Source organism: Streptococcus caprae (assembly GCF_042649745.1).
Taxonomy (GTDB): Bacteria; Bacillota; Bacilli; order Lactobacillales; family Streptococcaceae; genus Streptococcus; species Streptococcus caprae.
In genome coordinates this window covers 341,322-354,043 of sequence record NZ_JBHRZV010000049.1, presented here as the reverse complement: position 1 = coordinate 354,043, position 12,722 = coordinate 341,322, and the positions used below count along the sequence as shown (strand labels likewise).

The 12,722-nt window shown below is 42.6% G+C and carries 11 protein-coding genes; all 11 read right to left on the bottom strand.

Annotated features, from left to right (window positions below):
* Nucleotides 1-146: 146 nt before the first annotated feature.
* The gene (locus tag ACFORF_RS07975) at nucleotides 147-1,346 is read right to left on the bottom strand and encodes an ROK family transcriptional regulator (RefSeq protein WP_380427083.1); all 1,200 of its coding nucleotides are present in this window, start codon (nucleotides 1,344-1,346) and stop codon (nucleotides 147-149) included.
* A gap of 80 nt (nucleotides 1,347-1,426) precedes the next feature.
* A complete protein-coding gene (locus ACFORF_RS07970; RefSeq protein ID WP_380427081.1) occupies nucleotides 1,427-1,735 on the bottom strand; it encodes a PTS lactose/cellobiose transporter subunit IIA in 309 nt (102 codons plus the stop codon).
* A gap of 9 nt (nucleotides 1,736-1,744) precedes the next feature.
* Nucleotides 1,745-2,056, bottom strand: a complete 312-nt coding sequence (locus ACFORF_RS07965) for a PTS sugar transporter subunit IIB (protein ID WP_380427079.1) — start codon at nucleotides 2,054-2,056, stop codon at nucleotides 1,745-1,747.
* A 10-nt stretch (nucleotides 2,057-2,066) separates the two neighbouring features.
* Entirely contained in the window at nucleotides 2,067-2,966 is a 900-nt protein-coding gene (locus tag ACFORF_RS07960; protein ID WP_380427077.1) for a DUF7916 family protein, read from the bottom strand.
* A 21-nt stretch (nucleotides 2,967-2,987) separates the two neighbouring features.
* Nucleotides 2,988-4,310 (bottom strand): PTS sugar transporter subunit IIC, encoded by a 1,323-nt coding sequence (locus ACFORF_RS07955; protein ID WP_380427075.1) that lies wholly within the window; start codon nucleotides 4,308-4,310, stop codon nucleotides 2,988-2,990.
* A gap of 39 nt (nucleotides 4,311-4,349) precedes the next feature.
* Nucleotides 4,350-6,632, bottom strand: coding sequence for a family 16 glycosylhydrolase (locus ACFORF_RS07950; protein WP_380427073.1), 2,283 nt, complete (start codon nucleotides 6,630-6,632; stop codon nucleotides 4,350-4,352).
* 475 nt (nucleotides 6,633-7,107) lie between these two features.
* A complete protein-coding gene (gene rlmD / locus ACFORF_RS07945) occupies nucleotides 7,108-8,478 on the bottom strand; it encodes a 23S rRNA (uracil(1939)-C(5))-methyltransferase RlmD (protein ID WP_380427071.1) in 1,371 nt (456 codons plus the stop codon).
* A 228-nt stretch (nucleotides 8,479-8,706) separates the two neighbouring features.
* Entirely contained in the window at nucleotides 8,707-10,062 is a 1,356-nt protein-coding gene (locus ACFORF_RS07940; protein ID WP_380427069.1) for an LCP family protein, read from the bottom strand.
* A gap of 44 nt (nucleotides 10,063-10,106) precedes the next feature.
* Nucleotides 10,107-10,931, bottom strand: a complete 825-nt coding sequence (pheA, locus tag ACFORF_RS07935; protein ID WP_380427067.1) for a prephenate dehydratase — start codon at nucleotides 10,929-10,931, stop codon at nucleotides 10,107-10,109.
* Nucleotides 10,928-11,404 carry a shikimate kinase gene (locus ACFORF_RS07930; RefSeq protein WP_380427065.1) on the bottom strand — a complete coding sequence of 159 codons (477 nt, stop codon included), beginning with the start codon at nucleotides 11,402-11,404 and terminating at the stop codon, nucleotides 10,928-10,930. The genes pheA and ACFORF_RS07930 overlap by 4 nt, the downstream gene beginning before the upstream one ends.
* Complete coding sequence (gene aroA / locus ACFORF_RS07925; RefSeq protein ID WP_380427063.1) at nucleotides 11,397-12,680, bottom strand: 3-phosphoshikimate 1-carboxyvinyltransferase; 1,284 nt, start codon at nucleotides 12,678-12,680, stop codon at nucleotides 11,397-11,399. Before aroA ends, ACFORF_RS07930 begins: the two co-directional genes overlap by 8 nt.
* Nucleotides 12,681-12,722: the final 42 nt, after the last annotated feature.

The following is a 12,722-nucleotide window of genomic DNA, read 5'->3' as shown; positions in this document are numbered from 1 at the left end:
GCTCATAGATGTCCTCGTGCTCTGTTTGTGTGGTTACTTACAGTTTACACGAGAGAAACTCTGTGAGTTTTTTTGTTGCACTATATTTTACAATTTATCACAAGATAAAACTGCCTAACAATAATTTTCAGTTAAGTTAACTGCAATTATGAATTTTCAATCTCTCCTTCAATAAAATGCCTTTTGATAGCTAAAGCACAAGCTCCAATTGCACCTCTGTTCGGGCAATATGGCAAAACTTGTCGAATAATAGCTCTTTCCTGCTGGACAACTTGCGTACTAATTGCCAACTTAGCCTGAAGTTTACGCATAATCAAGGGTTCTTCAAAAAGTTTTCCGTGAATATAGATAGCATCAACATCCAATATCATTTGGGAATTGTTAATTTGTAACACGAGGTAATCTAAGGCCTGTTCCACAATCCGATGCACAAATTCATCACCCATCTGGTAAGCACAAAATAAATCACCTAACGCCATCTCCTCTGGACAGTCAACCAACAGCTTCAAATAGGAGGTCTTACCAGAAGCCAATGCGTGCCGAGCCTTTTTCACCATCCAAGGAATACTGGCATAGGTTTGTAAACAACCAGCCTTCCCACATTCGCACTGTTCTCCATTGGGATTAACAACAAGGTGGCCCACTTCACCTACTAGATAATTTTTATCACCATAAATATGGCCGTCATAAACATAGGAAGCAAAAATACCGCGCTTTAGATTTAAAAACAAGAAATTCAATTTATTTTTCGTTGAGGATAGATAAAGTTGTGCCAAAGCCATGCATTTCACATTATTTTTGACATAAACAGGAATGGATATCTCAGAAATAACTGAAGCAAGATCAAAATTTGACCAAAAAGTCTGATTAGACACGATGGTCTGAGACTCCTGTTCATAATGCCCAGGAACCGCAAGACCAACTGCTTTAATAGAGTAGCCACAATGGGTACTTATATAAGCATGGATGAGTTCTATTAGATTTTTTTCTGTCAATGGAAAGGTTGAATCCACAGCTTTATGGACCGTCGCATTCTCGACGAGTTGGCCTAGGTTATCAGTCAAACAAATAGTAACTTTGCCTTCCCCAACTTCAATCCCCATGTAGTAGGCCAATTGTGGTCTAACTTTTAACAATACCCGTTTTCGGCCAAGTCCTGAGTCACTCGTACTATCACCAGATTCCATCAAAACGCCCTGCTTAATCATGACACCAGTAATTTCGGTCATGGTCGCAGGTGTAATGCCGAGTCTACGTGCTAAATCAGCTCGCGACTGACTACCGTGCAAGTAAAGACCTTCTAAAATCTGGTTGCGCTGAAGGGTTTGTTTTTTTGATAACGCCATGTTTTCCTAGTCCTTAAGTTCTTTGTGTAGATTAATTCTATTTTATCTAAAAAAGCCGTACCCGTAAAGGGTACAGGCTTTTATTTGCACCGATAGAGATCAATGATTTCCTTAGCCAAATCCACAAATGTGATGGCTGTCATCAGGTGGTCCTGACTATGTACGGTCAGCAGGGTGATGTTCAATTGCTCTCCTTGAGCTTCTTGGGTCAATAACCCTGTCTGAGCATGATGCGCCTCAACCAACGAAGCATCAGCTGCGTCCAATTTACGATCAGCCAGTGCAAATTCTCCAGATTTCGCAGCAGCAATAGCTTCCATCGCATTACTTTTCGCCTCACCGGCATTCATGATAAGTCCCATGATGGATTCCAAGTTAATCTCTGCCATCATAACCTCCTATTGAATCAAATCCAGGGCTGTTTGAAGTACCTTGACACCATTCATCATCCCATAATCTTGCATGTTAATAACGGCTAGAGGAATCCCTAGTGGTTCCAGTTTCTTCTTGAGATTACCTTCTTCATAACGTACTTGAGGTCCTAAAAGAACAACATCAATAGTATTTTCAGATAATTCCTTGTCTACTTCAGCTACTGACACCGCATAGATTTTAGATTTCAACCCTTGGTCTTGAGCTGCTTTTTCCATTTTTGTCACCAAAAGGCTGGTAGACATGCCTGCTGCACAGGCGAGTAAAATTGTCGTCATCTATTATCTCCTATCTGTTAATGGAACGGCCAATCATCGCAAGCGTATGACGCTGCCCCCGAATAGCTTTACTCATAGTAAAAATATTTTCAACTGGGGCTAAGCCACCGTAACCAGCGTCACCGATATGCTGAATATCTACGCCACAGATTTTATTTTGTAAGGCCATGTAACGTACGGTTTCCGGTTCTGAGCTTTCCTGGCTAGTACCGATAGCCGTCATCACCAAGGCACCATGACGATGTGCCTCCTTAACCATCTCAGTCAAATCACTGGCTTGAAAACCTGGCACACTACCGACAGATGGGGCCAAGATAATATCTGCCCCTGCGTCTATCAATGCCTGAACCACTTCCAAATCTGCAACAGGTTCATCCACTCCTGCTGCGTGCATTTTTCCTGCAATAATCAAACCTGAAAATTCTTGTTTAGCCAACTTGACCGTTTCAATAATGGCCGAGTTGGTCACGCCTGTCCCTGGATTGCCTGTAAAGCAGACAAAATCAAACCCAAGGTGTTCAATTTCCTGAATAGTCTCCAGATGGGCCTGACGTCCTCTTGAAATAGTCAGCACCTCATCCATCATCTTTGCCTGTAGGTCGACTGGTTCCAGATTGATACCTATGGGACGCCCCACCAAATGGTGTAGACGTTCAACCACGTTTACTTCATCTTGACCTAGACCAGCCACAACAGGTTCAAACACATCCAGTCCATTCAGTAAAATCAGGTCTGCCCCAAAAGCCCTGGCCATCTCAGCATTGGTACATTCAGCAATATAGGGTTCCCGAGGCGCAACGTTTTCAGACAAGATAATTCGACCTTCTGACGCTTTTATACTCTGCTTCAACTCGCTGGCCGACATGGCCAAAATTTCAGAAGCTTCCGCACTTAAAAATCGTTTAACCATAGCTTTTCCTTTCTAACTTCATCACTCATTTTCTTGTTGTTTAAATTGCTTCTCAACAGCAATAAAGAACGGTAAATACAAGGCAACATCAATAAGAATCAAGATAATCTGAAGAACCGCCCCCATGACACTACCTGTTGTCAAGAAACCGGATAAAATGGGAGGCATAGTCCATGAAGCCTCGGCCCTAGTCAATGGCACCAACCCTGACGACATAGCTAACCAAGCAATAAACGTGTTCACCATTGGTGCAAGGACAAAAGGAACAAGGAGAGCCACATTCATTACAACTGGGAAACCAAACATGGCTGGTTCATTGATATTGAAGAGACCTGGAATTACCGTCAGAGGGGCAAGTGCCTTAGTCTGCTGACTACCATTTTTCTTACGAGCATACCAGGCAATAGCAAGCACCAAACCAATAGTTGCACCACCACCACCGATGTAGACAAAGTTATCTATAAACGGCGTTGTGAAAACTTCTTTCAGAGGTTGCCCAGCTTGATAGGCTTCAACGTTAGCAGACAGATTGTCAATCCAGGTTGGTTTCATGATGGCATTAACCGTATTGCCACCGTGAATACCGACAAACCAGAATAAAGAGTTAAGGCCAGCAATCAGCATAACCCCAATAATATTACCACCAATAAGACGAAGTGGCCCGCCGACGACCGTTTGCGCTAATTCGTGCAAATTAGGAAGTTTATTTGCATCCAAAATAGCATAAATTATTAGCCACATGGTGATAATAACCGCCCCAGGGATAATAGCTGAAAAACTGCGTGATACCGCAGGGGGCACTGCATCAGGTAGTTTGATTTGGATATTGCGTTTGATAAACCAATCGTAAATAACAGCACTAACTAGACCTAACACAATCGCCACAAAGACACCTTTAGCAGACATATAAGAGGCTGTGATACCTGCTGGAATAGACAATCCTTCTGGAAGTGCCACATCGGGGTTTGCTAGGGCAACTGTCGCACCGTTCACGTAAGGCGTAACAGTGATAAAGGAGGCTAGGGAAATTAAGCCCGAAGCGACCCCGTCCACCTTCTCTTGCTTAGAATAGCTGTAAGCAATACCAAAGGCAGCGACCATTCCGAGTAGGCTGAAGCTTCCGTCAACTCCTTTCCAGAGGTAACCTGCTACTCCGATATCACCCAGCCAGGCTTCCCAACCTGGCGCAGGAAAAGAGGCGACAATCATGAAGATTGAACCGATAATCAAAAGAGGCATGGATAGGGTAATCCCATCTCGAATAGCTACAAGAGCTTTGTTTGAACTCATTTTAGCCGCAATCGGCATGAGTTTCTGCTCAATAAATGCGTTGAATTTGCTCATAATCATTACTCCAAAAATATTTATCTTCTCTAACTTAAACTACAACAGAATACTATTATTCACTGTAGTTTTGAAAGTTCTTCTATAATCTAGTTTAATGTTATCATTTGGATTTATAAATACAATCCCATATGATCCATTTTCGGTTATAATGTCATTAGGGTTCTCCCACTGCCAACCAGTCGGAAGTTCAACCATTGACAAACTTTTACCGAGTTCTCCATTTAATTTAGTAGGCAATATTACTAATTGGCTTAGTTCACGAGTCATTTTGTGAATTGGTTCTCCTCGACCATTGTAATCAGAGGATTTCGGAATTGATGTGTAATAAACATTGTAAACACCTGGTGCCAAATCAGCGATTTGACTGGCGTGGGATGAATTTTTGACAACATTGCGAACTTCGTTTCGTCCACCAGGTTCACCTGTATTAACAAACATATACTCGTCATCAATAGAATACTCCACATTATAATTTGGAAGATTTATTGTGACACCATCTAATAAATTAGGCACTTCCCCTTTAACGATTGAGATATTGCGGACACCATTGATAATAGGTTTGTTTGCATAATAGCTATCCCGAGCAATCTTCTGTTCATCACTTTGCAACCATCTTACCCAATCAATTTCAACCTTTTGTCCAGATAAATTTTTTCCAGCTGTACCTGGCCAATTTCCACCTGTTGCTAAATTAAATTGGATAAACTGAGGACGATTAAATGCTTTCTTTAATGCCTGAGACCGTTCTGAATTATCATAAACTAATGTATTATAAACAACATTATCTACATACCACTCAATTCTGTCCTCAGACCAATTTATTCCAAAAACATGAAAATCATTAGCAAAGTCATCACTTAGTGACAAGTTTCCACTATATCCAGAACCTGCATTTCCATCTTTATCTGCATCTCCCTTACTGTAGAAGAAATGTGGAGTTCCATAGACTATCTTATTTCCCTGACCTGTTGCAGTTCCCGTCAATTCCATGATATCAATTTCACCTGTTGATGGCCAACCATATCCTTGTCCAGTTTCAATTCTACCATCTAAAGTAAAATCAGCACCCAGAGTCCAAAATGCTGGAAATACTGCCTGCCCTTTTGGTAATTTCATTTTTGCTTCTAATCTACCGTATAAAAACTCCTGTTTTCCTACTGTCCTAACGCTACCTGAGTTATAGTGGACCAACCTTGCATTGTTACCATGTTTCTGTCTGTTATAGTATTGATCTTCCTCAGGTCTATTGGTAACTTTCAATATCAAATTTCCGTCTTTAATATAAACATTTTCTGTGCTGCTACTATAGTGTTGTTGTTCGTTGCCCCGAATATTCCCTAGTTCATATCCCCAAATATCATCATTTAATCTTTCTCCGCTAAAAGTTTCTTTCCAAACTTCCTCATAGGATGTATTCTCCACAACTTTTAAATTATCAATCTTAATTGATGTTTTCAATGTATTTAAATCTGAAGAGTTATCATGCCATTTCACCAGACCAATGTGTGTTCGATTACCTATCGCAGTGAACTTTATCTCTTGCTTACTCCACTGTCCAATTGAATCACTCATACTATTAACACCTTTACCACCAGGTATTGTAATCTGACTACCGTCTGAATTAATCGATTTCACATCAAAATAGGCACCACTTGCAGAAAATCCATCCGCCACATCAAGTCTAATATCTGCTGAAGCAGTATAGGTTCTGCCCGCTACTGTATTGATTTCGAACAATAAGAAGTCATTTGTAGTATTTTCTTTGCTCTTGTAAAATGTATTGCCTGACTCCGAAGAAATATAATCTCTTCTGTTTTTAGATCGATGAATTATTGGTATAGGTTTACTTGAAGCATAGTCACCGCCATCAAACGTCGGATTACTAATTAGATTCAATTCCTGAACAGCATCCTCAATCACAAGTTCTTCAGGTCTATTTGAATCATTCAGTTGAGCATTTTTTACAATTTCTCTAATTTCTATCGGATCCTCATATAATTCAGTATTACTGATTAAATTAGGTTGGTCGTTTGTTACAACTTCTTTAATATCTGGTAAAACTTCTAATTCTGCAGCATTTAAAACATCTGTACTTGATAAATTATCGAAATTGCTTTCTAATGAATCCTCAACTTTATCATATGTTATAGTCTCTTTAACCAAATTAGAAACTACAACATTATTTTCAACAGTACTTAATTCCTCAGCTTTTACCTGCATGGAAGTAGCAAAAAATAATCCACCAATCATCACAGAGCAAATACCAACAGAAAATTTTCGAATAGAATACTTTCCGCTTAAACATTTTTTATAAAACATAAGTTTATCTCCGTTGCAAATGCTTTTTTATTATATTTTAAAACTTTTTTTGGGTTGTGTCAATAATTTAGTTATAAAAAAAAACTATTTGATCTATTTTTCCAACATCTACTTCTGAAACATTATTTATATAAATTCGATTAATATACTTATAAGAATTTACTTGATTTTACAAATTGAGAGTGGAGACATCTATTCCCTCATACTCCTTACCTTATGTCCCCACTATTCGTCTACGGAAATAAATTCCCCAAAAATTTTCCAACGCCTCAACTGCCTCAACTGAAGTAGTTACTCTGATACTACCCCACCCAAACGTAAAAAACCTTGTCTCCAAGGCTTTTAATAATGCTTTCGTTCAACCGTTTCTAGGCTTTCACCAGCAAACCAACTACCTCGGCGGTTCGCTGTCTCCAATCGCTAGGTCGCTTTACTCCTAGCAATTGGACAGCTATCGCATGGACGGAAGTAAATGCTATTCGTCGTCGCTAAGCTCCTTGACTAGCAAACTTACCGCCTCAACGTGATGTGTCATTGGGAATAAGTCTACGGGCTGAACTTTTTGGAGTTTGTAGCCCAGTTCTTCGTAGAGTTTGATGTCACGCGCCATGGTGGCTGGATTGCAGGAGATGTAGGTAATTTTATCAGGTTGCATGGCTACACTGGCTTTGATAAAGCTTTCTGTTAAGCCTTTGCGTGGAGGATCAACCATAATCACACTTGGTTTGATACCAGCCTTACCCCAAGTTGCCATGGCGTTTTCAGCAGTATTACAGACATAGGTGGCATTAGTAATTCCATTGCGTTCGGCATTTTTTTGCGCATCCGCCACGGCTTCTGGAACGACCTCAACTCCATAAACAGCCTTGACGGACTTGGCAAAGGATAAACCGATTGTCCCAATACCTGAGTAGGCGTCAATCACGATATCTTCTGGACTGAGGTCTGAATAATCAATGGCCGTCTGATAGAGACGCTCTGCCATTGCCGTATTGACCTGGTAAAAGGACTGAGCTGAAATCTCGTAACTATTGCCCAGCATAGTGTCCGTGATGGTGTCCTGTCCGTAAAGCGTGCGAAACTCTGAACCAAAGATGGCATTGGTGTTCTGGTCATTGATATTTTGCAAAATGGAAACCACCGCTGGGAAAGCCTCTGTGACTTGAGCGATCAACTGCTCCACACGGAAAATCTTAGGACGTGTCGTCACTAGAACCAGCATCATTTGACCGGTATAGTGACCGCGGCGGACCACAATATTGCGAATCAGACCGGTCTGCTCCTTCTCATCATAGGGCTTGAGGTCCAAGCGACGCAACTGATCACGCACAAAAACAATCAATCGGTCAATTTCCTTGTCTTGAATGAGAAAATCTTCTAGAGGCATCAAATCATGTGACCCCTTGCGGAAAAATCCAGTCTCCAATTGTCCATTGACCCGACGAACAGGAACTTGAGCCTTGTTACGGTAAGCATAAGGTAACTCCATTCCCAGAGTTTCAGCGACCTCCACATCAGAAATTCCTGCTGTTTTATAGAGGTTGCCGACGACCTGTTTACGCTTAAATTTCAACTGCTCCTCGTAGGAAAGATGCCCAAGATCCGCAATCCCTGTTCGCAGATAGTCAGCGACTAAATCATCATTACGGTGGGGTGACTTGACCAGGTACTCTTCGACCTTCCCAAAACCAACCGTTTTTTTGACCTTGAGCACGCGCATCAGGATTTTTTCGGATGGCAGAGCATTGTCTACAAAAAAGACAAAACCATCTAGCTTGGCTACCCCCTTGCCCTCGTGGGTCAAATCAACAATCTCAACTTCAATTACTTCATTCTTTTGATACATAGTGTCCTTCATTTCTATCTAACTAAGTAACTTTTCAAATACCAATCATACTCATACTCTTCCAAAATCAAAACTATACCTCGATAGTTTTCCTTGCCTAACTCTCTTATGCCTGCATCAACCTGCCTTGTCTATGAGATTTAGGGTGAGTATTAGTTCGGACCTATCGAGTTAATTTTTGAAAAGCATAGAAAGCCAGGTGTTACCCTGACTTTCATTATATCATACTTAACGTAGACCAAACTCGGCTAGTTTTTGTTTATATTGCTCAAAATCGACCAAGAGTCCCATACCACCATACATATCATAGTCATCAACCCAGTCCCCTTGTTCCGGTACTGAGATGTGCTCAATACCTTCTTGACCGCTGGTAACTGCTGACAGACCATTAGATAAAAGGAAGCTATAGGAAATGTTGGTTGAGGTCATGGCATAGATTTTTCCAATAGCGGCAGATCCTGTAAAGAGTTTTGTCGGGTCTTTAATTTGACTAATCACGGTCTCAATAACCTGTTGCTGACGTTGGACACGGCCTGCATCTGCTAGGTCATCACTCCTGAAACGGGCATAGTTTAAGAGAGTTTGGCCATTCATCCGTTGATTACCAACATAGATGGTTTGATATGGCGTTGATTGTTCCCCAAAACCAATATCGTTTGGTGCTTCGACAGAAGTCACAACCTCACCATTAACCGTATTAAACTGGGCATCAATCTCTACCCCCTCTGGGAAAAGGGTATCAATAGCCTCTGCAAAGGTTTCAAAGTCAATCATGACATAATATTTGATATCAATGTCATACATATTCTTTAAGACTTGGCGGATGTATTCAGCCCCTTGATGATCATTTTCTTCACCAAAGGTAAAGGCAGTGTTGAGCTTCAAATCATAGGCATATTCATCACTACTATAACCCTCGATATTAACAAGCGTATCCCGCATAAAAGAAGCTAATTTAATCTTCCCGTCGCTACCACCCATATTCATGACCATGATAGTATCTGTTCGAGCATCAGTTGAATCCTGAGTTACCCGTTGGTCACTTCCCAAAATCAGAATATTAGTCCCATCTGCTGCATCAACCCCATTGAAGGTTTCAGTCACCGCTGCAGAATAATTACTCTTACCGCTAGTCACATCGTTCATGCCCTTGAAGAAGGCATAAATCATTCCTCCAAAAACAAGCAACAACAGTACTCCAAGGATTTTGAAGATGCGTTTCCAGCGAATCTTTCGCTTCGGCTTTTGACTCTTTGGAACTGACTGTTGCACTTTTTGGGGATTAGAGACTGCACCCTGGACAGGCTTCTGAGCTCGTTTTTTACTTCGGCTTAGCGTCTGCTTAGGATAACTTGGAAGGGCAGAAGATTGCGATTGTTTCAGCTGTGAAGATGCCTTAACAGATTCACTCTGACTTGAGTTGATCTTCTCACCACGATAAGCAGATTCAATATAATCTTTCTTCGCCTTAAGATACTTATACTCCTGCTGTTCCCGTTCATTGAGGTAGGCTAGATTTCGGAGTAGATAATCGTACCGTAACTCCTCATGATGGGTTAAGTCCTTATCTCGTCTTTGTGTCATTGTCTTTTCTCAACATTCCTTATGATTTTCCACTAAACTTTCCTTCAAATCTGGTAAACCTGATAATCTCCTAAAATTTTATAACCGATGCCGATGGCCTGCAATTCATCCAGGGCAAACCGAACCAGTTCAGCATTGCTATTGTCCACATCCAGCATGAAAAAGTACTCTCCCAGAACCGTTTTCAAAGGCCGACTCTCAATCTTGGTCAAGTCAATCCCTCGCCAAGAGAAGACCGACAAGGCCTTATAGAGGGCACCTGGCATGTTGTCTGGCAGGGTCAGGGCTAGTGACATTTTTTTAGCAGTCAATGGCAGAGCGAACTCCTGACCAGTCTCCCCCAAGACCCAAAAACGGGTGTAGTTTTCATCGATCTCCTGGATGTCCTGAGCGATGATACTGAGTCCGTACTCCTCAGCAGCTGCTTGCGGTGCAATCGCTGCATAGGGAAGATCTCCATGCTCAGCCACAAAGCGAGCCGCAAAGGCAGTCGATGCCGTCACCTCAATTTGAGCCTGCGGATAGTGATCGGTAATGTATTTCTTGCCCTGAGCGATAGCCTGGGGATGGGAAAAGATTTTCTCAATTTTCTCGTGCGGACGACTGGCCATGAGTTGCTGCTTGATGGGCTGAACAATTTCAGCCACAGCCCGCAAATTAGCCTGATGAAAGAGATAGTCCGTCGTCTCATGGACAGAGCCCTCGATAGAATTCTCAACCGGAACGACAGCGTAATCTACATCGCCATCCTCAAAGGACCGAATCACAGCGGAAATCGTCTCATAGGGTACTAATTCAGCAGTTGGAAAGCCTTTGACGGCAACATTGTGGGTGAAGGAACTTGATGGCCCTAGATAACCAACTTTCATCCGATTTCCTCCACGATTTGCTCAGGTGTCTTGCCATCCACTTGGATGATTTGGCTCGCCGCTTCCTCATACCAGTCCTGACGACTGTCAAAGATGGCCTGAAACTCTGCTCTGCTATTGTTGACAAAAAGGGGACGAACATTGACCTTATCGGCTGAAATACGCTCATAGAGGGTATCAAAATCAGCCTTGAGATAGATAGTCTCTGGGTGCTGGGCTAGGAGCTGGCGATTCCGTTCGGAAATAACCACGCCTCCGCCTGTCGACACCAAATGTTCCGACTGCAGGAGTTCCTCCAAGACCTGACTCTCTATCTGCCGAAAGGCGGGCTCACCCTCTTTGGCAAAGAAATCTGCGATGGTCATCCCGATTCGATCAGTGATAACCGCATCCATATCGATGTAGTTAGGGTCTAATAGTTTTGCAATAGTCGACTTGCCTGACCCCATAAATCCAATTAAAACCTTAGCCATTGACGAGCGCCTCCATGTGAGCAAAAAAGTCCGGGTAACTGGTATTGATGGCTTCAGCACGTTCCAGAACAACTTCACCCTCTTCCACCAGAAGACTCGCAATAGCTGCCATCATACCGATACGGTGGTCGCCAAAGGTATTGACGATCGCCCCATGTAGTGGGGTTTTCCCTCGGATAACCATTCCATCCTCGGTTGGTGTAATGTCAGCGCCCATGCTATTGAGGGCATCGGCAACAACTTGGATACGGTCAGTCTCCTTGACCTTAAGTTCCTCTGCATCACGGATAATGGTCTCCCCTTCAGCCTGAGTTGCCAGCAGGGCGATAATCGGCAGTTCATCAATCAAGCGAGGAATGATATCGCCTGAAATCTCTGTACTATGCAGGTCAGACGTTTTCACCGTCAAGGTCGCTGATTTTGCCACCTGATCGACATCAGCATAGCTGAGCTGGCCACCCATAGCCTCGATAACATCAAGAATACCAGTCCGGGTCTCGTTGATCCCAACATTTTCTAGAATGACTTCAGCATTTGGCACTACCAATCCTGCCACCAACCAAAAAGCAGCAGAGGAAATATCCCCAGGTACACGAACCGTCTGAGCGGTAAAGGTTTGACCTCCAGAGATTCGGATTTCCTTACCATCAACAGCAATCTGACCACCAAACTGGGCAATCATGTCCTCCGTATGGTTACGGGTCAAATCCTTCTCGATGATGACCGACTCTCCCTCAGCCTGCAAGGCCGCAAAAATCAATGCTGATTTGACCTGAGCAGACGCAACAGGCAGTTGATAATGGATGGGCTTGAGATTTTTAGAACCCTTGAGTTTCAAGGGTGGCAGGTCACGGTCAGTCTGACCACTGACCTCAACACCCATCTGTTTGAGGGGAATGGTCACACGGTCCATAGGGCGTTTAGACAAACTATCGTCCCCAAACATCTCCACTTCAAAATCCTGACCCGCAAGTACACCTGAAATCAGACGAATGGAAGTCCCAGAATTTCCCATATCAAGCTTGTTTTTTGGTGCTTTTAGACCACCAAAGCCAACCCCATGAATGGTTACGATATCGCCATCATCTTCAATCTCAACACCCAAGTCACGAAAAGCCTGCATTGTGGAAAGAACGTCTTCCCCACGCAAAATATCATGAACAGTTGTCACTCCATTTGCCAAAGCCCCAAACATAATGGAACGATGACTGATGGACTTATCTCCTGGCACACGAATTCGTCCCTTGAGAGATAATACCTGCTGACTTAATTTCATTCGCTTCCCCTTCTCACTTTAAATGTCTTGTCCTCTATTTTA